Source organism: Bordetella bronchialis (assembly GCF_001676705.1).
Taxonomy (GTDB): Bacteria; Pseudomonadota; Gammaproteobacteria; order Burkholderiales; family Burkholderiaceae_B; genus Bordetella_C; species Bordetella_C bronchialis.
Window position 1 is genome coordinate 1,657,134 of the sequence record NZ_CP016170.1, and the last position, 25,791, is coordinate 1,682,924.

The 25,791-nt window shown below is 66.9% G+C and carries 23 protein-coding genes and 1 tRNA gene; 16 read left to right on the forward strand and 8 right to left on the reverse strand.

Annotated features, from left to right (window positions below; genetic code table 11):
• The first annotated feature begins 2 nt into the window (after positions 1-2).
• Both BAU06_RS07370 and BAU06_RS07375 read left to right on the forward strand, forming a co-directional pair.
• Positions 3-617, forward strand: a complete 615-nt coding sequence (locus tag BAU06_RS07370; protein WP_066346395.1) for a fumarate hydratase C-terminal domain-containing protein — start codon at positions 3-5, stop codon at positions 615-617.
• The gene (locus tag BAU06_RS07375; RefSeq protein ID WP_066346399.1) at positions 614-2,350 is read left to right on the forward strand and encodes an L-aspartate oxidase; all 1,737 of its coding nucleotides are present in this window, start codon (positions 614-616) and stop codon (positions 2,348-2,350) included. Before BAU06_RS07370 ends, BAU06_RS07375 begins: the two co-directional genes overlap by 4 nt.
• Before the next feature lie 66 nt (positions 2,351-2,416).
• Here BAU06_RS07375 and BAU06_RS07380 read toward each other — a convergent pair whose 3' ends face one another.
• Genes BAU06_RS07380 through BAU06_RS07390 form a run of 3 tightly spaced genes read right to left on the reverse strand, consistent with a single transcriptional unit; the run spans position 2,417 to position 5,924 of the window.
• Positions 2,417-3,205, reverse strand: a complete 789-nt coding sequence (locus BAU06_RS07380; protein ID WP_082988052.1) for a sulfite exporter TauE/SafE family protein — start codon at positions 3,203-3,205, stop codon at positions 2,417-2,419.
• Positions 3,202-4,878: a thiamine pyrophosphate-binding protein gene (locus BAU06_RS07385; protein WP_066346403.1), complete on the reverse strand. Its 1,677-nt coding sequence runs from the start codon at positions 4,876-4,878 to the stop codon at positions 3,202-3,204. Before BAU06_RS07385 ends, BAU06_RS07380 begins: the two co-directional genes overlap by 4 nt.
• A 41-nt stretch (positions 4,879-4,919) precedes the next feature.
• A complete protein-coding gene (locus BAU06_RS07390) occupies positions 4,920-5,924 on the reverse strand; it encodes a tripartite tricarboxylate transporter substrate binding protein (protein ID WP_066346408.1) in 1,005 nt (334 codons plus the stop codon).
• Positions 5,925-6,189: 265 nt separating this feature from the next.
• Between BAU06_RS07390 and BAU06_RS07395 the strand changes: the two genes are divergently transcribed.
• Both BAU06_RS07395 and BAU06_RS07400 read left to right on the forward strand, forming a co-directional pair.
• Complete coding sequence (locus BAU06_RS07395) at positions 6,190-7,146, forward strand: LysR family transcriptional regulator (protein WP_082993561.1); 957 nt, start codon at positions 6,190-6,192, stop codon at positions 7,144-7,146.
• A 259-nt stretch (positions 7,147-7,405) separates the two neighbouring features.
• Positions 7,406-7,482 (forward strand) — tRNA-Arg (locus tag BAU06_RS07400).
• Positions 7,483-7,593: 111 nt separating this feature from the next.
• Here BAU06_RS07400 and BAU06_RS07405 read toward each other — a convergent pair.
• A complete protein-coding gene (locus tag BAU06_RS07405; protein WP_156770177.1) occupies positions 7,594-8,376 on the reverse strand; it encodes a porin family protein in 783 nt (260 codons plus the stop codon).
• 457 nt (positions 8,377-8,833) lie between these two features.
• Between BAU06_RS07405 and BAU06_RS07410 the strand changes: the two genes are divergently transcribed.
• The 6 genes from BAU06_RS07410 (at position 8,834) to BAU06_RS07435 (ending at position 15,291) form a co-directional block, all read left to right on the forward strand.
• The gene (locus BAU06_RS07410; RefSeq protein ID WP_066346411.1) at positions 8,834-10,267 is read left to right on the forward strand and encodes a DUF1254 domain-containing protein; all 1,434 of its coding nucleotides are present in this window, start codon (positions 8,834-8,836) and stop codon (positions 10,265-10,267) included.
• A gap of 145 nt (positions 10,268-10,412) precedes the next feature.
• The gene (locus BAU06_RS07415) at positions 10,413-11,153 is read left to right on the forward strand and encodes an SDR family NAD(P)-dependent oxidoreductase (RefSeq protein WP_066346415.1); all 741 of its coding nucleotides are present in this window, start codon (positions 10,413-10,415) and stop codon (positions 11,151-11,153) included.
• A 115-nt stretch (positions 11,154-11,268) separates the two neighbouring features.
• Positions 11,269-12,168, forward strand: a complete 900-nt coding sequence (locus BAU06_RS07420) for an NAD(P)-dependent oxidoreductase (RefSeq protein WP_066346421.1) — start codon at positions 11,269-11,271, stop codon at positions 12,166-12,168.
• Positions 12,169-12,263: 95 nt separating this feature from the next.
• Positions 12,264-13,622: an MFS transporter gene (locus tag BAU06_RS07425; RefSeq protein WP_066346426.1), complete on the forward strand. Its 1,359-nt coding sequence runs from the start codon at positions 12,264-12,266 to the stop codon at positions 13,620-13,622.
• Between the two features lie 11 nt (positions 13,623-13,633).
• Positions 13,634-14,524, forward strand: coding sequence for an NAD(P)-dependent oxidoreductase (locus BAU06_RS07430; protein ID WP_066358372.1), 891 nt, complete (start codon positions 13,634-13,636; stop codon positions 14,522-14,524).
• A gap of 11 nt (positions 14,525-14,535) precedes the next feature.
• A complete protein-coding gene (locus BAU06_RS07435) occupies positions 14,536-15,291 on the forward strand; it encodes a carboxymuconolactone decarboxylase family protein (protein ID WP_066346431.1) in 756 nt (251 codons plus the stop codon).
• On the opposite strand, the gene BAU06_RS07440 is transcribed toward BAU06_RS07435, so the two are convergent.
• Positions 15,288-16,082 (reverse strand): N-acyl homoserine lactonase family protein, encoded by a 795-nt coding sequence (locus BAU06_RS07440; RefSeq protein ID WP_066346433.1) that lies wholly within the window; start codon positions 16,080-16,082, stop codon positions 15,288-15,290. The genes BAU06_RS07435 and BAU06_RS07440 overlap by 4 nt on opposite strands.
• 243 nt (positions 16,083-16,325) lie before the next feature.
• Between BAU06_RS07440 and BAU06_RS07445 the strand changes: the two genes are divergently transcribed.
• Positions 16,326-16,652 carry an NIPSNAP family protein gene (locus BAU06_RS07445; protein WP_066346436.1) on the forward strand — a complete coding sequence of 109 codons (327 nt, stop codon included), beginning with the start codon at positions 16,326-16,328 and terminating at the stop codon, positions 16,650-16,652.
• A gap of 45 nt (positions 16,653-16,697) precedes the next feature.
• Here the strand turns inward: BAU06_RS07445 and msrA are convergent, their stop codons facing one another.
• The gene (msrA, locus tag BAU06_RS07450; protein ID WP_066346442.1) at positions 16,698-17,417 is read right to left on the reverse strand and encodes a peptide-methionine (S)-S-oxide reductase MsrA; all 720 of its coding nucleotides are present in this window, start codon (positions 17,415-17,417) and stop codon (positions 16,698-16,700) included.
• A 162-nt stretch (positions 17,418-17,579) separates the two neighbouring features.
• On the opposite strand from msrA, the gene BAU06_RS07455 reads away from it, so the two are divergent.
• The 5 genes from BAU06_RS07455 (at position 17,580) to BAU06_RS07475 (ending at position 23,898) form a co-directional block, all read left to right on the forward strand.
• Entirely contained in the window at positions 17,580-18,302 is a 723-nt protein-coding gene (locus BAU06_RS07455; RefSeq protein WP_066346443.1) for a response regulator transcription factor, read from the forward strand.
• The gene (locus BAU06_RS07460; protein WP_066346444.1) at positions 18,299-19,813 is read left to right on the forward strand and encodes a sensor histidine kinase; all 1,515 of its coding nucleotides are present in this window, start codon (positions 18,299-18,301) and stop codon (positions 19,811-19,813) included. Before BAU06_RS07455 ends, BAU06_RS07460 begins: the two co-directional genes overlap by 4 nt.
• A 212-nt stretch (positions 19,814-20,025) precedes the next feature.
• Positions 20,026-21,654 (forward strand): glucosamine inositolphosphorylceramide transferase family protein, encoded by a 1,629-nt coding sequence (locus tag BAU06_RS07465; protein ID WP_066346445.1) that lies wholly within the window; start codon positions 20,026-20,028, stop codon positions 21,652-21,654.
• Between the two features lie 540 nt (positions 21,655-22,194).
• Positions 22,195-22,974: a response regulator transcription factor gene (locus BAU06_RS07470; protein WP_066346448.1), complete on the forward strand. Its 780-nt coding sequence runs from the start codon at positions 22,195-22,197 to the stop codon at positions 22,972-22,974.
• A gap of 240 nt (positions 22,975-23,214) precedes the next feature.
• The gene (locus BAU06_RS07475) at positions 23,215-23,898 is read left to right on the forward strand and encodes a helix-turn-helix transcriptional regulator (RefSeq protein ID WP_066346454.1); all 684 of its coding nucleotides are present in this window, start codon (positions 23,215-23,217) and stop codon (positions 23,896-23,898) included.
• Between the two features lie 80 nt (positions 23,899-23,978).
• Here the strand turns inward: BAU06_RS07475 and BAU06_RS07480 are convergent, their stop codons facing one another.
• Both BAU06_RS07480 and BAU06_RS07485 read right to left on the reverse strand, forming a co-directional pair.
• Positions 23,979-25,229: a glycosyltransferase WbuB gene (locus tag BAU06_RS07480; RefSeq protein ID WP_066346457.1), complete on the reverse strand. Its 1,251-nt coding sequence runs from the start codon at positions 25,227-25,229 to the stop codon at positions 23,979-23,981.
• Positions 25,226-25,786, reverse strand: coding sequence for a putative colanic acid biosynthesis acetyltransferase (locus BAU06_RS07485; RefSeq protein ID WP_066346464.1), 561 nt, complete (start codon positions 25,784-25,786; stop codon positions 25,226-25,228). The genes BAU06_RS07480 and BAU06_RS07485 overlap by 4 nt, the downstream gene beginning before the upstream one ends.
• Positions 25,787-25,791 lie beyond the last annotated feature (5 nt).

The window sequence follows — 25,791 nt, forward strand, 5'->3', positions numbered from 1 at the left end:
CCATGGCGCACCACGAACTCACCATGCCCATCACCGAGGCGCAGGCCAGGCAGCTGCGCATCAACGATACGGTCACGCTGCAGCGCACGCTGTACGGCATCCGCGACGCCACGCAGATCCATATGTTCGACAAGGGGCGCAAGACGCGCTTCGACCTGGCTGGCCACGCCGTCATCCACACCGCGCCCAACGTGCGCAAGGTGACGCCCGGCGCAGCCAATCCGGCCGGCTACGAGGCGGTGTGTATCGGCACGACCACATCCGACCGCATGGAGCGCTTCACGCGGCCGCTGATGGCGCAGTATGGCGTGCGCCTGGTCATCGGCAAGGGCGGATTGCGCCAGGGCTCGCAGGATGCCTTCCGCGAGCTGGGCGGCGCCTACCTCGCCATCATCGGCGGTACCGCCGCATTGGAAACCACCTGGATAGAACAGATCGAGGACGTGGACCTGGACGACCTGAACCCGGAATCGCTGTGGCGCTTCCGCATACGCGACTTCGGCCCCTTGCTGGTTGCCATGGACAGCCATGGCGGCAGCCTGTACGACACCGTCCGCCGGGACACCGAGGGCCGCCGGGCGGCGGTCCTGGCCAGCCTGGGAGTGACGGCGCCATGAGCCACGCCCTGCCGGTCAAGCGGCTGAAGACCGATATCCTGATTCTGGGCGCTGGCGGCGCGGGCCTGTTCGCCGCGCTGCATGCGCACCAGCGCGCGCCGGAATTGTCCATCACCGTGGCCGTCAAGGGCTTGCTGGGCAAGTGCGGCTGTACCCGCATGGTGCAAGGCGGCTACAACGTGGCGCTGGCGCCGGGCGATTCCGTCGAACGCCATTTCATGGACACCATAGAAGGCAGCAAATGGTTGTCCAACCAGGAGCTGGCGTGGACGCTGGTCAGCACGGCCATAGAACGCATCCATGAGCTCGAGAACGAGCTGGGCTGCTTCTTCGATCGCAATCCCGACGGTACCGTGCACCAGAAGGCCTTCGCGGGACAGACCTTCGACCGCACCGTGCACAAGGGCGACCTGACGGGCATCGAGATCATCAACCGCCTGTCCGAACAGGTCTGGCGGCGCGGCATCGGGCGGCTGGAGGAACATCGCGCCCTGAGCCTGATCCGCACGCCCGACGGGCAGGCGCTGGCCGGCGTGCTGATGATAGACGTGCGCAGCGGCGAGTTCGTCTTCGTGCAGGCGCGCGCGGTATTGCTGGCCACGGGCGGCGGCCCGACCATGTACAAGTACCACACGCCATCCGGCGACAAGAGCTGCGACGGGCTCGCGATGGCCTTGTCGGCCGGACTGCCGCTGCGCGATATGGAAATGGTGCAGTTCCATCCCACGGGGCTGCTGGCGGGCACGCAGACGCGCATGACGGGCACGGTGCTGGAGGAAGGCCTGCGCGGCGCCGGCGGCTACCTGTTGAACGGCGCGCAAGAGCGTTTCATGCAGCGCTACGATCCGCGCGGCGAGCGCGCCACGCGCGACATCGTCTCGCGCGGCATTTATGCGGAGATGCGCGAGGGACGGACCTCGCCCAACGGCGGCGTCTATATCCAGATGCACCACCTGGGCGTGGACGCGGTGCGCAGGCAGTTCAAGGGCATGGTGGAGCGCTGCGCGGACTGCGGCTTCGATCTGGCCGGCGGTTTGGTGGAAGTCGTGCCCACGGCCCATTACATGATGGGCGGCGTCATGTTCCAGCCCGATTGCCGCACGGCGCTGCACGGCCTGTTCGCCGCGGGCGAGGACACCGGCGGCGTGCACGGAGCCAACCGCCTGGGCGGCAACGGCGTGGCGAATTCCACCGTGTTCGGCGGCATCGCCGGCGACAGCATGGCCGACTGGGTGCGGCGCGAAGGCGGCTGGCAGGCGCCGGACGAGGCCGCGATCGCGGCCGCCGTCGACGACGCGCTGGCGCCCTTCGCCAGGCCGGCCGAAGGGCTGCATCCGCTGCGCGAGGCCTTGTACGGGTGCATGTGGGACGACGTCGGCATCATGCGCGACCAGGCGGGGCTGCTGCGCGCGCGCGATACCCTGGCGGGCCTGGCCGATACGCTGTCGCGGGTCGGCGTGGGCGGCGCCGGGCGCGCCTTCAATCCCACTTGGCACGACTGGCTGAACCTGCGCAGCCTGGTCATGGTCAGCCAGGTAATTACCGAGGCCGCGCTGGCGCGCGAGAACTCGCGCGGCGCGCACTTCCGCGAGGACTTCCCGCAGACCGGCGACCTGGACAGCTCCTTCTATACCGTGGTCCGCTGGCGCGACGGCGGCGCCCGCATCGACCGCGAACCGGTGGTGTTCACGCGGGTGGCGCCGGGGCAAAGCCTGCTGAAGGATGCGGCTTGAGGGCCCGCGTGCCGCGGGGTACTCGTGGCGCCGCGCGCCCGGGGCGGCGGCACGGGCGGCGCGCGGTCAACCGCCGATGGACTTCACCAGCAGGCTGATGCTGCCCGCGATCAGCACCGTCCACAACAGGCGGAAGATATATGCCGGCGGTATGCGGTGCCGCAGCCAGGATCCGAGCCGCACGCCGATCAGGCCGCAGGGAACCAGCCATACCATCAGGGCGAGCGCCGCGGGCTGCAGCAGCAGGCCGGTAACGGCGAACATCACCAAGCGCGTGAAGCCGGTCAGCATGATGAGCGTGCTGACGGTGGCCCGCAGCGCATTGCGGTCCTCCAGCCGGCCCGCCAGGTAGATGGTGTAGAGCGGGCCGCCCGTGCCGAACATCGCGGTGAAGCCGCCGCCGCCCAGGCCCAGCGGTATGGCCCAGGTCGGGCGAAGTTCCCGGAATCCGTCGCCGCCGCGCAGGCGCCACAGCGAATACGCCAGTACGCCCACGCCCAGTACGATCAGCAGCGGCCGTTCCGGCACGTATATGAGCAAGGCCAGCCCCGCCACCATGCCGGCCAGCATCCAGGGGACGATGCGCCGCAGCTCGCCGACGTGCACGTTGCTGCGGCTGGTGGCCCCCAGGAGCAGGCCGCAAACCATGTCGCAGACCAGCATCACCGGCACGGCGCGGTGCAGCGGCATGACCTGTGTCAACAGGGGCATGGCGACGATGGCGGAGCCGAAGCCCGTCATGCCGAAGATGACGTAGCCGCCGGCCAAGGCCAGGCCTGCCACCAGCAGCGAGGCGCCATCGATGCCGGTGGCGGCCGCGCCCAGGTGCGCGGCCAGGAACTCCAGGATGGTCATGGCTGTCCTGCTGCTGCGTTTGCTGCGTTTGCTGCGTTTGCCGTGGGCAGCGATACGCTGGGCGCCGGCAAGCCTTCGATCATGATATTCAGGCAGGCCGGCAGCCCGCTGCGGTGCGCTGCCTGGATGGCGGGCGCGACCTGGGCGGGATCGGTCACGAGTCTGCCGAAACCGCCGAATGCCGCCGTGACGGCATCGTAGCGGGCGGGCAGCAGCTCGCAGCCGATCAGGCGGTCCTTGCCGTAGTCGCGCAGCTGGATCTGGTATTCGGCGTTCCAGCGCGCATCGTTGCCGACGACGACCACGAACGGCAGCTTGTAGCGGACGGCGGTATCGATTTCCGCCGTGTGGAAGCCGAAGGTGCCGTCGCCCATGACGGCAACCACGGGCGCGTCCGGCCGCGCCAGCCGTGCCGCCAGCGCGAAGGGCAGGGCGGCGCCGATGGAGCCGGCCACCCCGTTGATGACGCGGTTGGGCGCGCGCAGGCAGGCCTGGGCCCATTGCCCGATCTCGCCGCCATCGGCGATGAAGACGGAGTCGGGATGGCTGTCCAGCAGCTCTTGCAAGGGCGCCAGCGCCTGTACCGGATGCATGCGTTCCGGCATGGCCGAGCTGGCGGTTTTCCAGGCCGGCGGACGGTAGGCCACGGCGTCGCGCACGTCGCGGGTCCAGGCATCGTGCCAGCCCGACGCCGCGGCGCCGGCGCGCAGCAGGGCGTCCAGCGCCGACGGGGTATCCGCCAGGGCGCATTCCAGCAGGCGCGGGCCCACCGCGCGGCGTGTGCGTTCGAATTCCCCGGCCTCGGCATCCACCTGCAGGAAGGCGCAATCCGCCGCGATGGCCGGCGCCTTGCCGAACTTCAATGTGAAATCCACGCGTTTGCCCAGCAGCAGGATGCAGTCCGCCCGGGCCAGCATTTGCGCGAAGGCGCCCAGGGCCGGATCGGCCACGCCGCGCGGGCTCTCCATGCCGATGACGGGAATGCCGCAGGCGGATTCGAGTTCGCGCGCGCGCGCCAGCGCGGCGCCCATCATGGCGGCCGGACCGGTCAGGATCAGCGGGCGCTTGGCGGCCTGCAGCCGCCGGACCAGCGAGGCGGCGGTGTCGGGGTCGAGGGCTTGCGGGATGGGTTCGAAGGACTGGGGGGCGTCCGCCGCCGCGGTGCAGGCGGTCTCCAGCGCATCGGTCGGCAGGCTGAGGCTGACGGGCCCGGGCCGCCCGGAGCGCGCGATGCGCAGCGCCTGGCCCACGTCCTGCGCCATGCGGTCGGCGCTGGCCACGGTGGCGGACCATTTCGTGAGCGGTTCCGCCACATCGGCCTGGCGCATCTCCTGGAAGGCCCCCATGCCCGATTGCCCGTTGGGCGCATGGCCGGACAGCAGCAGCACCGGGGACTCGGCCATGGCCGCGGTGTACAGCGCGGAGACCGCATTGGCATGGCCCGGTCCGCCGGTGACCATGGCCACCCCGACCTGTCCCGTCAGGCGCGCCCAGGCGTCGGCCATATGCACGGCGGCGCCCTCGTGGCGCACATGGATCAGGTCGATCCCGGCGTCGATGCAGGCATCGAACACCGGCATGATGTGATTCCCCGAGAGCGTGAAGATATGCTTGACGCCGGCGCTCGCCAGGGTCTGCACGAGCGCGGCGGCGCCGTTGCGGGATCGGGTCATGGTGCGGTCTTCCTCCTTCTGCGGCCTGCGTGTCGCATGCCTTATTTGATCTGTATGTCCAGCTTCTTGCCCAGGTCGCGGAACAACTGGTATTGCTCCTGGGCGAAGCGCGCGGTCTCGGCCGGCGCCATGACCTTGGGCACGGAACCGATATTCTGCACCCCGGCCAGCCAGGCTTCGTCCCGGGACAGGCGTTGCAGCACGTCGGCCCACTGGCGCACCAGCGGCGCCGGCATGCCGGGCGGGCCATACAGGGCGCTCCAGCCGCTGATGCGTTCCAGCTGCGGATAACCCGTTTCCTTGGCCGTCGGCACGTCGGGCAGTTCCGGCAGGCGCTGCGCGGTGGTGGTCACCAAGGCCCGCAGCCGGCCCGCTTTCACATTGCCGATGAGTGCCGTGACGTTATTGCAGCTGAACTGGACCTCCTTGGACAGCACCGCCGCGGTTGCTTCGCCACCGCCTTTGTAGACGATCTGCGCGGCGGCCTGCGGCGGCAGGCCGGCGGCATCCAGCAGGATCTGCGTCGCCAGGTTCAGGACGGTCGCCGGCCCGGACGTACTGTAGTTCAGCTTGCCTGGCTGTGCCCGGATGGCGTCCACCAGCTCGCGCAGCGTGCGGATGGGGGAGTCCCCATTGACCACGCAGACCATGGGGTTCAGGTCCAGCAAGCCGAGCGGCGTGAAGTCGTCCCACTTGTATTTCAGGTCGGCCTGCAGCGCCGGCAGGATGGCCTGCGAACCGACGCGGGCCAGCAGCAGGGTGTAGCCGTCCGGCGCGGCCTCGCGCACGAACATCGAGCCGATCGCACCGTTGGCGCCGCCCTTGTTCAGGACCACCATGGGCTGCGGCAAGATGCCTTGTACGGCCTTGGCCAGATTGCGCGCGGCCAGGTCCGCGTCGCCGCCCGCGCTGAAAGGCACGACGACGGTAATGGGGTGATCGGGATAGCGGGCTTCGGCGGCCATGGCGGGCGCCGCGGCCGTACAGGCCAGGATGGCGGCACAGGCCGCGGCCCTGGCGCGGGCCAGCAGGGCGATGCGTGTCATAGGGTCTCCTCCGGCGGCGCCTTGCCCCGCCGCGCCAGGCGTGCGGCGGGTGTCGCGGTGCCGCTCATGCCGGGCGTCGTGCGCCACGCTGTTATGGATATGTTCTTGGCGGGCCGGAGTGGTACTGCCGCCTGGCAGGGCCCGCCTCATTGTTCTATGGGGCTGGAGTAAAGTAAAAGCTAATAATTCTTCGGTTCAGCAAAAGCAAAACTTGCGGCCGCCGGGCGTCCCGCCGCCGCCGCATTCCGGTGGAAGACGCCTCTCCATGTCCTCGATACGCACGCTGAAGACCTTCCTGGCCGTGGCCCGCCACGGTACCTTCGCCGCCGCCGGCAAGGAGATCGGCCTGACGCCAGCCGCGGTGGGCCTGCAAATACGCGCGCTGGAGGAGAGCCTGAATTGCCAGCTGTTCGACCGCAGCGCGCGCGCCGCGGTGCTGAACCCGGCCGGCCGCGCGCTGGTGCCGGAGATCTCCGACCTGGTTCGCCGCTACGAATCGCTGGGCGCGGTGGCCGGCGGCGACGGCATGTCGGGCACCATGGTGGTGGGCGCGCTGGTGTCGGCCCTGATGGGCGCCTTCGCGGACGCCCTGTGGACGGTGCGGCAACGCTATCCGCGCCTGGACGTGCGCCTGTTCGCCGGCCTGTCCAGCGATTTCGCCCTGCGCGTGGAGCGCGGCGAACTGGACGCCGCCATCGTCACGCAACCGCCGCGTCCCTTGTCGTCGAACCTGGTGTGGACGCCGCTGTACAGCGAGCCCATGATCCTGATCGTGCCGCGCCAGCCGCATTTTTCACTGCCCGCGAAGATTGAGCGCGTACTGCCCGAATCCCCCTTCATGCGCTTCGATCGCAATACCTGGACGGGTATCCTGGTCCAGGAAGTGCTGGACCGGCTGGAGACCCCGGTGCGCGAAAGCATGGAGCTGAATTCGGTCGAGGCCATTATCGAACTGGTGCGGCACGGGTTCGGCGTGTCCATCGTGCCGCGCCTGGCCAATGTGGCCTGGCGCGAAGACCGCGCCCTGCGGGTCATCCCCTTGCCGGATGTCGACGTGCATCGCCGGGTGGGTCTGCTGGAACGGGCCCGCCACAGCCGCACGGCGTTCACCGAAGCCATCAAGGATTACTTCAGCCAGGTGACGGGCGAGGATGGCAAGGGCAGGGCGGGCAAGGGCAGGGCGGCGCGGCGCGCGGCCGCCGCCCATCGCCGGCCCGCATGAAGGCGGGCGCTTGCGAAGGCGGGCCTTTGCGTGTAGCCAGCCCCTTGCGTGAAGGCGGGCTGCCTTTCTGCTATAGTTGCGCCCTTCCGCGGCGGCGGCACTTCTTTCCTGGAAAGAGCGAGCGATCCGCCGGGGGCTTGAAGGGAAAGAAAAGCGTGCTATAATCTTTCTTCTTTGCTGAGGCGGCACAGGAAACTTGTGTAAACAACCCGGTTGTGGACACGGCGATTTCCGGTGAAACTTCAGATGCAGTACCAAAGCGCCCGTAGCTCAGTTGGATAGAGTACTTGGCTACGAACCAAGGGGTCGTGGGTTCGAATCCTGCCGGGCGCGCCAGAATTTCTGCTGTATCAAGAAAGCCGTTTAGAGATCGCCACTCTAAGCGGCTTTTTTCTTGTCCGGTGACTTTGGGTGGACCTTCGCCCCGCAAAGGCCGGCATTCCGGGACTAGAACCGGATGCCCACGCCCAGGTACAGCCCCGCGGTCTTCAGGTTGTACAGGAAGTTGTTCGACTCGTACTTCATGCCGATGATGCGGTAGCCGAACTTGCCCACCACGGATTTGCTGAAGTCGTAATTCACGCCTGCCGCCAACTGCCAGGAATAATCGCTGCCCCCCGTACCGGCATCGGCATAGCCGATCAGCCGCCATTTGTCCGCCAGGGCGTACTGGGCGCGCACGCCGACGAATCCGTCGAGCCAGTCGACGTTGCCGCTGAAGTCGCGGCCCGCCGGCAGGAGCCGGCTGCGCGAGAATTCCAGGTCGCCGTCGATGTACACGTAGCGCACGCCGGCCAGGAGATCGACCGGTGTCTTCTCGCTATCCAGGACGCGGTAGGCGCCGGCGCCCTGCAGGATGGTCTGCTGCAAGGTGGCGTCCGCCGTCCCCAGCAGGCCGCGCGCCAGCGGTTCGGAGCGCTGGCTGACCTTGATGTAGATGGCGTCCATCAGGATGCCCCAGCGGCCCTTGCGCGCTTCGAAACTGCCCATGCCGCCGAAGTCCAGGTGATCCCAGATCTTGGAGAAGTCCGTGTCCACGCTCATGGTGGGCGCGCGCGAGCCGACACGCGTCCAGCCGTTCAGGCCCGCGGCCCAGAAGTAAGGGGTGATTTCGAACTGCCAGCCATCGCTCTTGGGCGCTTCCTCGGCGGCCGCCGGTGCCACGGCCACCAGGCCGGCGGCCGCGCGGAGCGCCCACATCACAGACCGTCGCTTGTACGACTTATCCATTGGCCAGTCTCCGGGTATCGATACGCGGGACGGGCGAGAGCACGCATTGCCCGCCTGGAACGAACGCGGAAGTGTAGCGGTGCGCTCATCGCCCCACAGCGATGGTTTTCCCTGCCTTAGGCTTGAAGATGGAGAGACGGTCGATGGCCGGGGCGCGACGGACGCTGTCTCGCTCCTTCGATGCCCGTGGGTGGACTATGACCGTTTTCGTATTGTTCGCGTCCCCATGGCGGGCATATCCTCGGGACGGCCGAACATGGCGACAGCGCGCATGTCCTTGGAAGGGGTGCGACCCGAGCCGCGCTGGCGCGTTGGCATACATGAAGAAAAACCGGGCGGGCCAGCCGATGGCTTTCCCTTGAGGGTTGCCGCAACCAAGCTTATTTCCAACCGGGAGGATGCCATGCGACTGCACGATGTGGTTAGGGATGGACACGCGCACCCAAGATGGGTGTCCATGTTTCTTCTGGCGCTCGCCCTTGCGATGGCATCCATGGCCGCGCGCGGCCAGAAACTATCCCAGGACGAAGCCAACGCCATCGCGCTCGACGCCTATGTGTATTTCTATCCGCTGGTCTCGATGGACGTCACGCGCAAGCAATCCACCAATGTCGCCAGCGGGGGCGAGAAGCCCGGTTTCGCGCCGCCGAACGTGATCTCGAATTGGCCCGCGTTTCCCGCGGCGGATGTGAAGCTGGTGGTGCGGCCGAACTTCGATACCCTGTACTCGTCGGCTTTCCTGGACCTGACGCGCGAGCCCGTCGTGGTGTCGGTGCCGGACACCGGCGGCCGCTACTACCTGCTGCCGATGCTGGACATGTGGACCGACGTATTCGCCTCGCCGGGCTGGCGCACCACCGGTACGCAGGCCGGCCATTTCCTGGTCGCGCAAGCCAACTGGAGACCCGACCTGCGCGACCGCTTCGACGAGTACAAGCTGCCCGCGGGGACCACCCGGATCGATGCCCCGACGCCCTACGTGCTGGTCATCGGCCGTACCAAGACCGACGGCCCGGAGGATTACGCCGCGGTCCACAAGATCCAGGCCGGCTATAAGATCACTCCGCTCTCGCAATGGGGCGGCAACGGCGTCGTCATCACCGGCAAGGTCGATCCCGACGTCGACATGAAGACACCGCCCAAGACGCAGGTCGACACCATGCCCGCCGACAAGTATTTTGCATATGCGGCGGAACTGATGAAGCTGCATCCCCCGCACCTGACGGACCAGCCCATCATCGCCAGGATGAAGCGCATCGGCATCGAGGCCGGCAAAAGCCTGGACGCGGCTTCTCTGGACCCGGTGGCGCGGCAGGCGATGGCCGCGGCGCCTGAAGCGGCCAGGCAGCTCATGCTGTGGAAGTTGTCCACGCTCGCCCCCGTCAGCAATGGCTGGCTGATGAACACCACGACGATGGGCGTGTATGGCGACTATTACCTGAAGCGGGCAATCATCGCGCAGCAGGGCCTGGGCGCCAATCTGGTGGAAGACGCGATCTATCCCCTGAACATCGCGGACCGCGATGGCAGGCCACTGGACGGCGCCAACAAGTACGTGATCCGTTTCACGCCCGCGGATCTGCCGCCGGCATACGCCTTCTGGTCGATCACGCTCTATGACGCCGATGGTTTCCAGGTGCCGAACAGCCTGAACCGCTTCGCGGTCAGCAGTTGGATGCCATTCAAGTACAACCCCGACGGTTCCCTGGAGCTCTACTTCCAGAATGAAAGCCCCGGCAAGGACAAGGAAGCGAACTGGCTGCCCGCGCCGAAAGGGCCGTTCAACCTGACGATGCGACTTTATGCGCCGAAGGCCGAAGCGCTCAACGGGAAATGGGTGCCTCCGGCCGTGGGCAGGGCGGATGGTCCCCTCCCGGTGACCGCGCAATAGGCGGCGGACCCGCGTGCCGCCCGGCAAGGTGTCTTGGCGGCGCCACGTCCGGTGGCGCCATCCTGCCCGCCGTTATGCCCGCCGCCGTGCCATGGTTATGATGGGCGAGAACCAGGCGGTATGCATAACCGGGGCAGGAGACAAAATGACGACGGAAATCTGGTCGGGCCGGACGATATTGATTACCGGCGCCGCGGGCGGCATAGGCGCGGCGTGCGCACGGCAACTGGACGCGCTGGGTGCTTCCCTCGTGCTGCTGGATCGCGACGAAGCGGCGCTGCACGGCCTGGCGGCCACGTTGCGCCGGGACGGCGGCCACCGCGCCATCGCCGCGGATCTCGGTGACCCGCAAGCCTGCCGCCGGGTCTTCGACGGCATCGACTCGCTGTACGGCCTGATCCACATGGCCGGCATCTACCTGGCCGACGACCTTGCCCCGGAAAGCCGCGATATCTGGGACCGCACCATGGCGGTCAACCTGGACATGGCCTTCGACCTGGCCAGCGCCGCGGCGCCCCGCCTGCGGGGGCAGGGCGGGCGCGGCGCGCGCATCGTCATGGCGGCATCGCTGGCCTATCGGCGCGGGTCCTTCGATCATCTGGCGTATTCCGCGTCCAAGGGCGGCATCGCCGGCCTGACCCGCGCGCTGTCGCGCCGGCTGGCGCCCGATGTGCTGGTCAACGCGGTGGCGCCGGGCATCATCGACACCGCCATGCCGGCGCAACTGATCGCGGCGCGAGGCGACGCCATCCGCCGCGAGATCCCGCTGGGACGCTGGGGGACGGCCGACGAGGTCGCCGGCGTCGTCGTGTTCCTTTGCAGCGACGCGGCCAGCTACGTTACGGGCCAGATCATCAATATCGACGGAGGCATGGTGAACGGATAGGGCAAGGGTATACCCTAGGTCAATAATATTGACCGATTGTATGACGCGATTTAGTCTTTAGCCGGGCCGCGATCCATGCGGCCCGCTAATTCGCCTCGCCTACAGGAGCTGCCCCATGACGCAATCGCCCCCCCAACGTATCGGTTTCATCGGCCTGGGGATGATGGGCGCGCCCATGTCGCGCTGCCTGGCGAACGCCGGCTTTACGCTGTTCCTGTCGGATGCCGACGCGGCCCGCACCGACGCCCTGCGCCAGGAGCTGAACGCCGCCCCCTTGATCGACGATGGCGCGGCCTCGCTGGACGTCCTGATCACCATGCTGCCCAACTCGTCGATCGTCGAAACCGTGCTGCTGGGCGATGGCGTGGCGGGCTGGGCCCGCCGGCTGCGGCCCGGCGCCGTGGTCATCGATATGAGCTCCTCGGAACCGGCCCGCTCGCGCCAGCTGGGCGCGACGCTGCGCGCGATGGGCCTGGCCTACCTGGACGCGCCCGTCTCCGGCGGCGTGAAGCGCGCCCGGGATGGCAGCCTGGCCATCCTGGTGGGCGGGGACGCGGCGACCCTGGAACGCTGCATGCCGCTGCTGGGCGCCATGGGCAAGAGCATTCTGCATATCGGCGAGGCCGGGTCCGGACACGCCGCCAAGGCCTTGAACAACTATGTATCCGCCGCCGCCCTGATGGCCACGGTGGAGGCCCTGCACGTGGCCGAGCGCTTCGGCATCGACCCCGCCGTCATGACGGACGTGCTGAATGCCTCCACGGGCCGCAGCAATACGTCGGAGAACAAGGTCAAGCAATTCATGCTGAATGGCAGTTACGCATCGGGATTCGCGATGCAGCTGATGAACAAGGACCTGAAGATCGCCCGCGCCCTGGCCGGGACGGTGGGTTATCCGCTGCGGGTGGGGACGACGGTCACCGACGTCTGGGACCAGGTATCCCAGGGCGCCACGCCGTCCACCGATCACACCGAGATGTACCGCATGCTGGACCCCGACGCGGGCCGGTCCTGAGTCGCGTTTGAGACCGCCGGCCCACGGCGGCATTTTTTTATCCGGATTGTCGTCAGACAATCCGTCAATAACATCAATAAGGAGGAAGGAGCGAAATGGCTTCATTCGTGCAAGCCGCGCCGGCATCGTTGGCCGACGCATCCGTCGAACAGAAGCGGAGGAATGCCATCAAGGGCGCGTTCTTCTCTGAATTCATCGATATGTTCGATATCTACCTGCCGGTGGTGGTGCTGGCGCCGGTCCTTTTCTACTTCCAGCCGCGCGGTGTGGCGCCGGCCACCGAGGCCATCCTGGCATCCCTGGTGTTCATCACCACGCTGCTGGGCCGTCCCATCGGCGCGCTGATCTTCGGCATGGTCGCCGACCGCATCGGCCGGCGCAAGGCATCGATCTGGTCGGTGTCGGGGTTCGGCGTGGTGACGCTGCTGATCGGCCTGCTGCCGGGCTACGACAGCATAGGCATCGCCTCGTATCTGTTGCTGGTGGTGCTGCGTTTCATCGATGGCATCTTCCTGGGCGGCGGCTACACGGGTGCCATGCCGCTCGCGATCGAGTACTCGCGCAAATCGCAGCGCGGCTTCGTCGGCGGCCTGATCCTGGCCGGCTTTCCGGCGGCCTACGTCTGCATCAACCTGGTCGCGATGCTGATGTTCGCCGTCTTCCCGCTGGACGGCGCGCAGTCGCCGTACGCCCAGGTGGGCTGGCGCATTCCCTTCCTGATCGGCGCGGCGCTGGCTGGCGTGCTGGCCTGGTACTACGTGTACAAGGTCGCCGAATCCGAGATCTGGCAGACCGAGGTCAAGAAAGACGGCGCCGCCGCGGCGCGCGATAAGGAAAAGCTGCCCTTGATGGATCTGGTGCGGGGCCGCAGCGGCCGCAACCTGCTGCAAGTCCTGCTGCTGATGACGGGCTTCTGGCTGACGCAGAACCTGATCACCATCTACATGCCCACCGGGCTGCTGGCGGGAACCCTGCACCTGGGGGCCTTCGATACCGCGGCGACGCTGCTGGTCTGCTATGCCGCGCTGTTCTTCAGCTATATCGCATCCGGCGTGCTGGGCCAGCGCATAGGCCGCCGGCGATTCTTCCTGCTGGCCGGTCCGTTGATCGCCACCGTGGGCGCCGTCCTGTTCTACGCGCTGTCGCGCTCGGCGGGCATGCCCTTGCCCGCGATCATGCTGCTGGTGGTGCTGTTGTCGGTACTGGTGACATCGCCCTGGGGCGTCATCGTGACCTACATCAACGAGCGTTTCGTGACCGACGTGCGGGCCACGGGCTTCGGCGTGGGATTCAGCCTGTCGGTGATCATCCCATCCTTCTACGCGTTCTATATGAACTGGCTTGGGCGCATCATGCCCATGCGGATGGCGCCGGTGGCCTTGCTGGTGATCGGCGCGGTGATAGGGACGATAGGCGCGATGATGGGTCCGGAGACCCGTGACGTGGACTTTTGAGGATGGTGGCCATGCGCAAGGACAAAGTGGGTTTCATCGGTTTGGGCAATATGGGCGGCCGCATGACGCGGCGCCTGGTGGACGCCGGCATCGCGGTCGCCGGCTACGACACGGATCCCTCGCGGGCGGCCGCCTGCGGGGCGGACGCCGCGGGCAGCGTGCGCGAGGCCGTGCAGGCCGGCGATGTGGTGCTGATGTCGCTGCCGGACAGCCATGTCGTGGAAGCGGTGGTGGAGGGCCCGGACGGCGTGCTGGCGCACTGCCGCGCCGGCCAGACCGTCATCGACCTGAGTACCGCCGCGGCCAGTTCCACCATGCGCCTGCAGGGGCGCTTCCGCGACAAGGGCGCGCACTACATCGATGCCGGCATATCCGGGGGCGCCGCCGCGGCCGAGAAGGGCACGCTGACGCTGATGATAGGCGGCGACGCCGATGCCGTGGACGCCGTGCGCTGGGTGTTCCAACCCTTCAGCACCAAGGCGCTGCACATGGGCGCCAGCGGCGCCGGGCATACCACCAAGCTGCTGAACAACTTCCTGAACGCGGTCAGCCTGGCGGCCACCGCCGAGGTCATGGTCGCGGGCAAGAAGGCCGGACTGGACCTGCACCAGTTGCTGGACGTGCTGAACAGCAGCAGCGGCGTGAACTTCGCCACCCAGAACCGCTTCCCGCATATCGTCGACGGCAATTACCTGGAAGGCGGCCTGACCAGCAAGCTGATGACCAAGGACGTGGTGCTGTACGTGGACCTGGCGCGGGAGCTGGGCGTGGCCTCGCTCAATGCGGCGGGTCCGCTCTCCTGCTTCGGGCTGGCCACCGCCCTGGGCTACGGCGACAAGATAAGCAATCGCGTGGTCGATGCCATCGGCGACGTCTCCGGCGGCATCCGGCTCAAGGACTAGGGAGAATCGCCATGGAATTGACGCAAAGACAGCAGGACCTTCGCGATGCCTATGTGCGCCTGCGCGGCACCTGGGCGCCGGAATGGGAAAGCATCCTGCGGCTGGACCCGGGGTTTTTCGAGGCGTACCTGAACCTGGCTGCCGTGCCGTGGAAGAAAAACCACCTGGAGGCCAAGGTCAAGGAGTTCATCCATATCGCCGCCGACGCGGCCGCCACGCATCTTTACCGTCCCGGCATCCGCGTGCATATCGAGGCGGCCATCCGCCACGGCGCGACGCGGGAAGAACTGATGGAGGTACTGGCCCTGACCAGCACCCTGGGCATCCACGCCGCCAATGTCGGCGTGCCCCTGTTGATCGAAGTGCTGCGGGAGGAGGGCCTGCGCGACGGCCCCGCGCCGCTGGATGCGCGGCAGGAGGCGCTCAAGCAGGACTTCCGCAAGCACCGCGGTTACTGGCACGAGACCTTCGACGGCCTGCTGGAACTGGATCCGGAGTTCTTCCAGGCCTATCTGGATTTTTCGTCCGTGCCCTGGCGCGGCGGAGTGCTGCCGCCCAAGGTCAAGGAACTGATCTATTGCGCCTTCGACGCCTCGGCGACCCACTTGTACCTGCCGGGCCTGAAGCTGCATATGCGCAATGCCATCGGCTACGGCGCCACGCCGCAGGAGATCATGGAAATGCTGGAGATCGTCAGCACGATAGGCATCCATGCGGCGGCGGAAGCCGCGCCCATCCTGGAAGAGGCGTGGGCCGCGCGGCCCTAGTGACGCGGCGGCATGTGCAGCGCCGCCACCTGGCCCGCCAGCGCCGGACTGGGCGGTGGATAGCGCAGCAGCACCTGCGGGTCGTGGCCGGGCACGATGTGGTCATGGCTATCGGCCAGCGCCTCCAGGCGGCGATGTCCCTCCAGCATATCGCCCACATTGAAGACGGCGGGGAAGGGCCGGCCTTCCTCCATATTGCGGTAATAGTGCGAGGCGTCGCTCGCCAGCACGACCCAGCCGCGCGCCGTATGCACCCGTACCACCTGCAGGCCCTTGGTATGGCCGCCCACGTGGTGCACGGTGATTCCCGGCGCGATTTCGGCATCGCCGTCATGGAAGCGGACGCGCCCGCGATAGACCTGTTCGACCATCTGCACGACGTCGCGCAGGTTGAAGGCCTCGGCGATGCAGCGGTGCGCCATATAGCGGCCGGTGGCGTATTCCATCTCGCGGTCCTGCAGATGGAAGATGGCATTGGGATAGGCCGCCAGGTTGCCGATATGGTCGTAGTGCATGTGCGTGACGATCAGCTCGGGCACCGCATCGACGTCGACATCCATCAGTTTCATCGCGTCGCGCATCGGATGAATCAGCTTGCGGCCCCGGGCGCGCGCTTCCTCGGCGTCGAAGCCGGCGTCGACCACCCAGACGCGCGCGCCATCGCGGATCAGCCACACGAAATAATCCATGGGCATGGGGCCGTTGTGCGGGTCGCCGCCGATGAAGTTGGCGCTGGCCGTGCGCTGGTGCTCGCCGTACTTGATGGCAAAGACTTCGTACTCGGGAAGCATGGCGGGTCTCCTCCGTCTTTGTAATGTGGGACGGGGTGATCATAGGCAATGTAGTACAGTCAGTCAATAATACAATTTATGCCCGGACGGCGCGGTTATCATGCGTCCGCGGTTCGATGGTGCCACCGGCCGTGCCTTCTTGGCGCCAGGTGGAGGAAATCCGCCGGCACGCGCGAAGGCGCGCCGCCGGGGGGACATGGCGGAGCGGCCGGGGGCTGTTCCGGGATCTAAGGAGATGAAGGGATGATCGTCGAAATGCGTGTCTACCACTGCGCTCCGGGCCGGCTGCCGGCCCTGAACGAGCGTTTCACCAACATCACGCTGGGTTTCTTCAAGAAGTATGGGATAGAACCCATCGGCTTCTGGACGACCCTGATCGGCCCCAGCAACCACGCGCTGACCTATCTGCTGAAATGGGAAAGCCTGGCCGAGCGCGAGCAGAAGTGGAACGCCTTCCAGGCGGACGCGGACTGGATCCGCCAACGCAATGCGACCGAGGCGGAAAAGCCCATCGTCGAAAGGGTGGAGAACCAGTTCCTGACCCCCACCGCCTATTCGGCCATGCGCTAGCGCGCGAGGCCGGGCGCGCGGCACCTGGCCGCGCGCCCGCGCCGCTTATTTCAGCGACACCAGCACCGGGTCTTCGCGATACAGGCCGGCGAACATCTGCTTCAGGTTGGCGATCTTGGGCAGGTCGTTGAACACGATGTACGGATAGCGCGGATTGTTCACCAGGAAGTTCTGGTGATAGGCCTCGGCGGGATAGAAGCCCTGCAGGTTCTCCAGCGTGGTGACGATGGGCTTGCCGTATACGCCCGCCTGGTCCAGCTGCGCGATATAGGCCTGGGCCACCTTGCGCTGCATATCGTTGGCCACGAACACCGTGGACCGGTATTGCGTGCCGGTATCCGGGCCCTGGCGGTTGAGCTGCGTGGGGTCGTGCGCCACCGAAAAATACACCTGCAGCAACTGCCCGTAGGTGATCTGGCGCGGGTCGTAGGTGACCCGCACCGACTCGGCGTGCCCGGTGTCGCCGCCGCTGACCTCGTCGTAGCGCGCCGTGGCGGCCTTGCCGCCGGCATAGCCGGAGACGGCCTGCGTCACGCCGCGCACGTGCTGGAATACACCCTGGACGCCCCAGAAGCAGCCGCCGGCGAACACGGCAGTCTCGCTGGCGGCGGCCGTGGCGGGTTCGTCCAGGGCCGGGGGCGGGATGGCGACGGCTTCCTCGGCGGCGGCGGCGCGGCCATGGCCGCCGAACAGGGACAGGGCGGCGGCGCCGGCGGCCAGCGCCAGGAAGGGCCACTTGGCCAGGGATCGTGCTGCGAGCGTCATGATGGGGCTCCGAGGGCAGGGTGCGATCGGATTATGCGGCGGCGGCGCGCGGCCAAACTTAAATTCTCCGTGATATTCCGGCCGCGCCGCCGCCGGGCGGCGGTGGCTGCGCGACAATAGCGGCGCCGGGCGAACCGGCGCGCGTATCCACCCTTTGCCGCCATGACCGATCCGAAACGCATTCTCATCGTCGAAGACGATGCCCATATCGCCGAGCTGCTGGGCCTGCACCTGCGCGACGAAGGCTACGAAGTCGTCCATGCGGCCGACGGGGACAGCGGGCTGCGCCTGCTCGAGGGCGGCGGCTGGGACCTGCTGGTGCTGGACCTGATGCTGCCCGGCGTGGACGGGCTGGAGATCTGCCGCCGCGCGCGCGCCATGATCCGCTATACGCCCATCATCGTGACCAGCGCCCGCGCCAGCGAAGTGCACCGGATCATCGGCCTGGAGCTGGGCGCGGACGACTACCTGGCCAAGCCGTTCTCGATGATGGAACTGGTGGCCCGCGTAAAAGCCTTGCTCCGGCGCGTGGAGGCCCTGGCCCGCGATGCCCGCCTGGACGGTGGCGTGCTGGAGATCGCCGGCCTGCGCATCGATCCCTTGTCGCGCGTGGCCACCGTCGACGGCAACGCGGTGGACCTGACGCCGCGCGAGTTCGACCTGCTGTATTTCTTTGCCCGTCATCCGGGCAAGGTGTTTTCCCGCATGGCGCTGCTCAACCAGGTGTGGGGCTACCAGCACGATGGCTACGAGCACACCGTCAATACCCACATCAACCGTCTGCGCCTGAAGGTGGAGGCCGATCCCGCGGAACCGCGGCGCATCCTCACCGTATGGGGCAAGGGCTACCGTTTCGCCACGCCCGGCAGCGGAGACGAAGCATGAAACGCCTGAGCCTGTCGCAGCGCCTGTCAGTGGTTTTCGCCGTCCTGCTGCTGGCGTGCACGGCGGCGGCTGCCTGGCTGCAGATCAGCGCCAACCACTTGCGCGAAGTTGAAACCACCCAGCGCCTGTCCAGCGGCCTGGCGCGGCATATCGCCGACAGCGGCTCCTTGATGGACGCCGCCGGCTTGCGGCCGGCCGCGGTGCGCGAGCTGTTCGACAAGCTGATGGCGGTGAACCCCAGTGTGGAGGTCTATCTGTTGTCGCGGGACGGCCGCATCATCGGCGACGCCGCGCCGCGCGGCCACCTCAAGCGCGAGCGCGTGGATATCGAACCGGTGCGGCGACTGCTGGCCGGCGCGCCCCTGCCGATCTTCGGCGACGATCCGCGCAGCGAGAACGGACGCAAGGTCTTCGACGCGGCCCCGCTGATGGTCGACGGGCAGGAGCACGGCTACGTCTACGTGGTCCTGCAGGGCGAACGCCGCGATGCCCTGGCCGCCAATCTGGGGGCCAGCGTCGCCACGCGCACGACGCTGCTCTCCCTGGGATTGGTGGCGCTGTGCTGCCTGATCGCGGGCCTGGTCGCCTTCGCCCTGATCACGCGGCCCTTGCGCCGCCTGACGGCGGTGGTGCGGGACTTCGACGGCAACGAGGTCGTCGCCACCGCCGCCTTGCGGGCCTCCCGGGCCACGCCCATGCCGCCCGCGGGGGGCGACGAAATCGGCGTCCTGGAGCAGGCCTTTCGCCAGATGGCGGCGCGCATCGCCGAGCAATGGCGCGAGCTCAGCCGCCAGGACCAGCAGCGGCGCGAGCTGGTCGCCAACATTTCGCACGATCTGCGCACGCCGTTGACCTCTCTGCACGGCTACCTGGAGACGCTGCTGATGAAGGCCGACACCCTGGATGCCGCCGATCGCCGCCGCTATCTGGAAACCGCGCTGGGGCAGAGCCGCAAGGTAGGCCGCCTGGCGCAGTCCCTGTTCGACCTGGCCCGTCTGGAGTCGGGCCTGATCCAGCCGGACAAGGAAGTGTTCGTCCTACCCGATCTGGTCCAGGACGTTTTCCAGAAGTTCGAACTCGCGGCCGAGGCGCGCGGCGTACGCCTGGTGGCGGGCTTCGACCGCGATCTACCGCCGGTGGAGGCCGACGTGGGGATGATCGAGCGCGTACTGACCAACCTGCTCGACAACGCCATCCGCCATAGTCCATCGGGCGGCACCGTCGACGTTCGCATGACGGCGGCCGATGGCGCCGCCGTGGTCACGGTCGGCGACGACGGCCCGGGCATCCCGCCATCGCTGCGCGATGGACTGTTCACGCGCGCCTCCGCCTGGCGCACGGAACGCGGCCAGCCCGCCGGCCAGAACGGCGGCCTGGGCCTGCTGACCGTGCACCGCATCCTGGCGCTGCACGGCGGCGTTATACGCCTGGTGCCGCGCGCGGACCGCGGCGCGGTCTTCGAAATCCGGCTTCCCGCGCCGGCGGCCGTGACGGCGATCCCGCAGCCCTGAACGCTTGCCGGGCCTGCCCACAGTAGGCACAAGGGCCAGCGAGAAAGCGCCTGTACACCGATAGGTGTATGGCCGTGCTTTCGATGTAGGGAACGCCGATCGCGCGGTCGCTCGTCCGGCCTAGGATGAACGCATTCTGGAGCTCTCGCATTACTGCGCGCACTATCTGCGCGGAGTAGGTATGACACGAAGCCCCCGGAACCGGATACGACATGGAAAAGAAGACCGTTGCGTTGCTCGTGAATGCCACGAATCAGGCCGGATGGGTGCATGACGTCGCCCAGTGGCTAGCACACGAGGAAAACTTCCACCTGGCTGCCCTTATCGTGGCCTGGGACGATACGCAGTCCACCGAGCGCAGCCTGCCGTGGAGCCGCGACCCCTTGGGGACCGTCGCCAGGCTGGAATCGCGCATGCTGGATACCCGCCACCGCGCGCAGCTGGCGACGAGCGACCTGAGCGCCTCGATGCCGCCGGATACGCCGGTACTGGACCTGGCGATCACCGGCCGGGCGGGCGCCCGCGTGGCCGCGGATGCGGAACAGCTGCGCGCGCTGATGGCGCTGCGGCTGGACGTCATCCTTATCCTGGGCGGGCCCGCCGTGCGCGGCGAGCTGGCCTCGCTGCCGACGCATGGCGTGTGGATGCCCGTGCATTCCGAGCTCAAGGACCAGCAGGATGTGGCCCATGCGGGCTTCTGGGAGGTCTACCAGCGCGCCGACCATACCACCGTCAAGTTGTGGAGGCTGGGCGCCACCGAACAGGCCGACGAGCTGATCGACGCCCGCAGCTTCAACACCGAGGTGTTCTGGCTGAAAAACCGCGCCCGTGCCCTGAGCCTGGCCAATCTGATGATTTTCGACACGCTGCAGGCCACGGTCAGTCCGGAGCGCCGCAAGCAGCCGTCTTCATCGCTGCAGATCCACACCGCCATGACGCCGCCCCGGCCGGCGCAATGGGACGGCGCGGCCTATCTTGCCCGCCAGGCCTGGCTGGCATCCAGCATGGTGCTGCGCCGCGCGATGAAGCGCAACGTGCGCTGGCGGATCGGCATGTGCCCGACCGGGCGGCAGGAGGTGGTGACCTCGGAAGCGGCCGTGATGGTGCCGCCCAAGGGGCGTTTTTTCGCCGATCCCTTCGTGTATACCCGTAATGGACAACCCTATATTTTTTTCGAGGATTATTACTTCCGCGAGCGTAAAGGGAAGATCTCGGTGGCGACGTATATCGACGGCGCCTTCCGATTCCTGGGCGTCGTCCTGGACCTGCCCTACCACCTGAGTTTCCCCTACATTTTCGAGTATGACGGGGATACTTATATGGTCCCGGAAACCTGCGGTAACCGAACCATCGAATTGTGGAAATGCAGCGAATTTCCGCTGAAATGGGAGTTGCACCGTACGCTGATGAATAATATTTCCGCGGTCGATACCATCGTTTTCCCTTACGAGGGCCGCTGGTGGCTGTTCACCAACATCGACCGCACGGATGGCGTGAGCCATTGCGACGAGCTGTTCGCCTTCCATGCCGAGCGGCCGGATTCCGACCGCTGGACGCCGCATACCCTGAACCCGATCGTGCACAGCCCGGTCAAGGCCCGCAATGCGGGCATGATCCTGGCCCCGGACGGCAGCGTGGTGCGCTGCGCGCAGTCGCAGGGCTTCCAGCATTACGGTAAAGGGGTATCGCTGAACCGCATCGAAGAGCTGACGCCGCACACCTATCGGGAAGCGGACGGGCCGGTGCATTACCCCAGCTTCCTGCGCAAGCCGTACGCCTCGATGCATCACTGGCATCATCACGGCGGCCACACTGTCTTCGACTTTGCATTTATGGAATAACAAATACTGGGAAACGTTACGGCGCGAGCCGCGACAGTAAAGTTTTTTCCCGCGCAGCATAATCGCGGCGAATCACGCCCGGCCGTAGCAGCGTTTCGCCGATCCCCCTGGAAACCCGCGTCAATCAAGGCTTGGAGCTCAACATGACGACACATTTCGCCCTGGACCGCTTGCAAACACTTGCAGTCCGACTCCATTCAAAACTTTTTTAGTTCCGCTTTTAAACCAGCGTGGCGCGGGTGTTTATTGGTGCCGAAAAAATCAGGAAGGGCGGTCGGAGCCACCCGATTGATACTAACGGATGACTTCGCTTCCTGTCGGTTTATGTCGATTGGACAAGCTTGATTTTGAACTAGGCTACCCATAACATGAGTGCGTCATCCAAACGATGACTACTCAAGTTTCGGTCGGTTTCGCCAACGTCTCGTCCAAGTGGTCGGCAGGCACACCGAACAAAAAAATTAGCCGCCGTGTGTTTGCGCTACGTACCATTCACTGCTGCACTCTTGTCGCATCGAACGATGTCTTATGGGGAAAGCTATGTCGAAAATGGTCTTGATCGAGGCTCATCCACTCTTGAGGCTGGGCCTGCGTCAAATTCTGGGCAAGGTCGAAGGCGTGTGGGAAATCGTCGGATTGGATCTGGCGAATCTGGACGAAGCCGCCGAGCAGAACCGCGGTGCCGAATTGCTGATCTTCGGCCTGCCGATTGAAACCGAAACGGGTTGGCAGGCACTGGCCGATGTGCGCAGGGTGCTGGCGCCCAAGCGCATCCTCCTGCTGGTGGACAACATGCCGATGCAGGCGCTGTCGCGGCTGCCGGAAGGAAGCATCCACGGCTGCCTGCTGAAGACGGCCTCGATCGAGGTTCTCGAAGCCGCCATACGGCTGGTCATGGCTGGCGGCCAATGTTTTCCGAGCGGGCAAATGGGACAGCCGTCCACGGCCGCCGAAACCTCCGCCACCGCCGCCGTGCAACATGCGGCGCCGGCCAGCGCGATGCTGATGGCGGCCGACGGCGATCATGGCGCCAGCCCGAAGATGGCCATGCCCATCACCGCCGGGGCGCAGTTGCTGAAGATCACCCCGCGTCAATACGAAGTCCTGGTGCTGCTGTCGCGCGGCTATCCGATCAAAACGGTAAGCCGCATGCTGAACATTTCGGTGGCGACGGCGAAGACCCACGCTTGCACGCTGTACCAGCGGCTGCAGGTGAAAAACAAGGGGGAGGCGGTATATACGGCCTTGCAACGTGGCGCCACGCTGGATTGGGATTCAGGCGGCGCCAATGGATCCAGTTATGAGCGCAACCGGCTCTAGCGCACCAGGATCGCAGTACAGGTCGCCCTTCGAAGCAAGCCTTCCGGCGTGAGCCGGGGCTTGCTTTTTTGCTTGGGGAGCACGGTCATCGCAGCCATGCGTCTGCCGTCATCCGCACGACGGAGATGCGCGGGCACCTGCCGCTGATACGATGGCGCAGGCCGTTCCCTAGCAAGCCGTGATCGACCCGATCCGCGCCATGGCTGGGACGCTCAGCTTATCGTGAGAGGCTCCCGGCGAATGACTACCGTCCTGATCGAGGAATACGCCATTCTGCGCATCGCCATCCAACACATACTGGAGACGGCGCGCAGCCCTGAAAGCGTCATGGCCATGGCGCCCCAGAAATTGAACGAGTTATCCCTGTCCGCGGTACGGCCCGTGGAGCTACTGGTGCTGGGCATCACGGGGACGACCGAAAACGATCTGCACATGTTGTCCGTGTCGATGACGCTGCTGGCGCCGCGGCACACGCTGGTGCTGCACGATACGCTGGATCCGCGCTTTATGCTGGAGGCCGCCCGCACCGGGGTCTGTGGCTTGCTGCCCAAGTCATCGACGCCGGAGGCGATCACGGCGGCCGTGCATCTGGTCCTGGCGGGTGGGCAGTGTTTTCCGCGCACCATCGTCGAGGCCACGCAGGCCACGCCATCCATGCCGGGACGCGGGCATGCGGCCATACGCATGCTGACGCCGCGGCAGGAGGAAATCCTGCGCCTGCTGGCCAAGGGCCGCACGATGCGCGAAATCAGCCGCGAGATCGGCATTTCGGTGGCGACCGTGAAGAGCCATGCGCGCACGCTGTACTGGAAACTGAACGCACGCAACCAGGCCGAGGCCGCGTACATCGCGGTACAGGAAGGTTTGCTGCGGGACGAGCCGCCGGCGGCCAGCCAGAACGAGGAGCCGCCGTCCTCCGGATGAGGCGCGCGGGCCTGCCCCAGGGGCCGATACATTCGATATCGGCCCCGCTTTTTCGTGCGTGCGGCGCGCTAAGGGGTTTGCTAAGGGGTTTTCTGCAGGGCTGAACGCCCCGGCTCGCACAGCGCCATCAGCTGCTGTTCAAGGCGGCCGAGCACCGTGTCGGTGTGCAGTTGCGTTTGCGCGTAGCGCAGCGCCGCCTCGCCCATCGCGGCGCGCAGGGCGGGCGATGCCGCCAGGCGCAGCAGCGCCCGCGCCATGGCGCGGGGATTCTCCGGCTGTACGGTCAGGCCGCACAGGGACACGACCTGCGCGAGCTCCGTGCCGGGCGCCGTACCGCAGATCACGGGCCGGCCGCTGGCCAGCATGCCGGTCAGCTTGGACGGCATGACGAGATCGGCCGCGCCGGCGCGCTGCGGCAGCAGGTGGACGTCGGCGGTCGCGAGCAGCGCCGGCAGCTGTTCGGCGGGCTGCAAAGGCAGGAAGCGCACGTTGGGCAGGTCGGCGCAGCGGCGCTGCAACTCGTCGCGCTGGTGGCCTTCGCCGCAGAAAATGAACTGGATCCCCTGGCGCCGCTTCAGGATGCGGGCGAGGTCCGCCAGGGTTTCCAGGCCCTGCTTGCCGCCCATATTGCCCGAGTACAGGGCGACGATATCGCCGGGCGGGATACCGAGCTGCGCGCGATAGTCGACGGCGCCGTGGCCCGCTCGGGCCGCGGCCACATCGATCCAGTTGGGAAAGAGCACCAGCCGCGCGTCGTCGACACCCTTGGCGCGGGCCAGGGCCAGCATGCGGGTGGAGATGGTGGAGACGCGATCGAAGCGGCGCATCAGCCAGCGTTCCATGCCCCCCACCAGGCGCTTCAATGTCCCACCCTTGAGCAGCCCCAGCTCGAAGGCGGCGTCGACCTCGTAGTCCTGGATGTGCAGCCATGCGCGCGCCCCGCACAGGCGGGCCGCGGCGGCGGCGGCCGGCGCGCAGAACAGCGGCGGCTCGACGACCAGGATGACGTCCGGCCGGCGTACCGCCGCGGCCAGCAACAGCGGCAGGCTGCTCAGCGCGAAGCTGGCAAGGTGCAGCAGGCGCTTGAGTCCGCCCGGCTTGGGCGGTACCCATAGCGGCGCGCGCAGCACGCGGACGCCTTGCCAGGACTGGATGGCGTAGCGGCCCGCGCGGTAGCCCGGCTGCACGCGCCATTGGGGATAGTAGGGCGGGGCCGTGATGGCGGTGACCCGATGGCCGCGCGCCGCCAGCCACGCGGCCATTTCGCCCGTGTATTTGCCGGTGCCGGTCAGTTCGGGCGCGAAGTTGATGCCATACAGGACGATCTTCATGGAAGCGTCCGCACGCGCGGCCGTATCGGGCGGCAGGGCGTACCGTGGCAGATCATATTGGACGGCATGTCCTTGAAGACCGAGCTGCGCGCGCCGATGACGGCGTTGTGCCGGATCGTGACGCCGGGCGCGATGAAGACATCCGTGGCGATCCAGGCGCCATCCTCGATCACGATGGGCCGGCCGCGGATGGGGAACTCGGGCAGCGCCGCGTCGTGGTCGCCGGCGCACAGATAGCCTCGTTGCGAAACCACGGCATGCTGGCCGATGTGGATATCGGCCAGGCTGTACAGGACCACGTCGTCGCCGATCCAGGAATAGTCGCCGATGTGGACCTTCCAGGGGTAGGTGATCTTGGCGCTGGCGCGAACCAGCACCTTGCGGCCCACCTGCGCGCCGAACAGGCGCAGCAGGAAGCGGCGGAAGCCGTACGCGAACTGCGGGGAATAGCGGAAAGCCGTGCTTTGCACCATCCACCATAGCTGCACGTAGAGGGCACTCCTGCCGCGGAAGCCGGCCGGCACCTGGAAAAGGTTGAGTCTTTGGAACGTATCCATGGCCG

Bases quoted from the DNA above. Each gene is read 5' to 3' on its own strand.
- BAU06_RS07370 (WP_066346395.1), top strand. From the start codon at position 3: ATGGCGCACCACGAACTCACCATGCCCATCACCGAGGCGCAGGCCAGG.
- BAU06_RS07375 (WP_066346399.1), top strand. From the start codon at position 614: ATGAGCCACGCCCTGCCGGTCAAGCGGCTGAAGACCGATATCCTGATT.
- BAU06_RS07380 (WP_082988052.1), bottom strand. From the start codon at position 3,205: ATGACCATCCTGGAGTTCCTGGCCGCGCACCTGGGCGCGGCCGCCACC.
- BAU06_RS07385 (WP_066346403.1), bottom strand. From the start codon at position 4,878: ATGACCCGATCCCGCAACGGCGCCGCCGCGCTCGTGCAGACCCTGGCG.
- BAU06_RS07390 (WP_066346408.1), bottom strand. From the start codon at position 5,924: ATGACACGCATCGCCCTGCTGGCCCGCGCCAGGGCCGCGGCCTGTGCC.
- BAU06_RS07395 (WP_082993561.1), top strand. From the start codon at position 6,190: ATGTCCTCGATACGCACGCTGAAGACCTTCCTGGCCGTGGCCCGCCAC.
- BAU06_RS07405 (WP_156770177.1), bottom strand. From the start codon at position 8,376: ATGGATAAGTCGTACAAGCGACGGTCTGTGATGTGGGCGCTCCGCGCG.
- BAU06_RS07410 (WP_066346411.1), top strand. From the start codon at position 8,834: ATGTTTCTTCTGGCGCTCGCCCTTGCGATGGCATCCATGGCCGCGCGC.
- BAU06_RS07415 (WP_066346415.1), top strand. From the start codon at position 10,413: ATGACGACGGAAATCTGGTCGGGCCGGACGATATTGATTACCGGCGCC.
- BAU06_RS07420 (WP_066346421.1), top strand. From the start codon at position 11,269: ATGACGCAATCGCCCCCCCAACGTATCGGTTTCATCGGCCTGGGGATG.
- BAU06_RS07425 (WP_066346426.1), top strand. From the start codon at position 12,264: ATGGCTTCATTCGTGCAAGCCGCGCCGGCATCGTTGGCCGACGCATCC.
- BAU06_RS07430 (WP_066358372.1), top strand. From the start codon at position 13,634: ATGCGCAAGGACAAAGTGGGTTTCATCGGTTTGGGCAATATGGGCGGC.
- BAU06_RS07435 (WP_066346431.1), top strand. From the start codon at position 14,536: ATGGAATTGACGCAAAGACAGCAGGACCTTCGCGATGCCTATGTGCGC.
- BAU06_RS07440 (WP_066346433.1), bottom strand. From the start codon at position 16,082: ATGCTTCCCGAGTACGAAGTCTTTGCCATCAAGTACGGCGAGCACCAG.
- BAU06_RS07445 (WP_066346436.1), top strand. From the start codon at position 16,326: ATGATCGTCGAAATGCGTGTCTACCACTGCGCTCCGGGCCGGCTGCCG.
- msrA (WP_066346442.1), bottom strand. From the start codon at position 17,417: ATGACGCTCGCAGCACGATCCCTGGCCAAGTGGCCCTTCCTGGCGCTG.
- BAU06_RS07455 (WP_066346443.1), top strand. From the start codon at position 17,580: ATGACCGATCCGAAACGCATTCTCATCGTCGAAGACGATGCCCATATC.
- BAU06_RS07460 (WP_066346444.1), top strand. From the start codon at position 18,299: ATGAAACGCCTGAGCCTGTCGCAGCGCCTGTCAGTGGTTTTCGCCGTC.
- BAU06_RS07465 (WP_066346445.1), top strand. From the start codon at position 20,026: ATGGAAAAGAAGACCGTTGCGTTGCTCGTGAATGCCACGAATCAGGCC.
- BAU06_RS07470 (WP_066346448.1), top strand. From the start codon at position 22,195: ATGTCGAAAATGGTCTTGATCGAGGCTCATCCACTCTTGAGGCTGGGC.
- BAU06_RS07475 (WP_066346454.1), top strand. From the start codon at position 23,215: ATGACTACCGTCCTGATCGAGGAATACGCCATTCTGCGCATCGCCATC.
- BAU06_RS07480 (WP_066346457.1), bottom strand. From the start codon at position 25,229: ATGAAGATCGTCCTGTATGGCATCAACTTCGCGCCCGAACTGACCGGC.
- BAU06_RS07485 (WP_066346464.1), bottom strand. From the start codon at position 25,786: ATGGATACGTTCCAAAGACTCAACCTTTTCCAGGTGCCGGCCGGCTTC.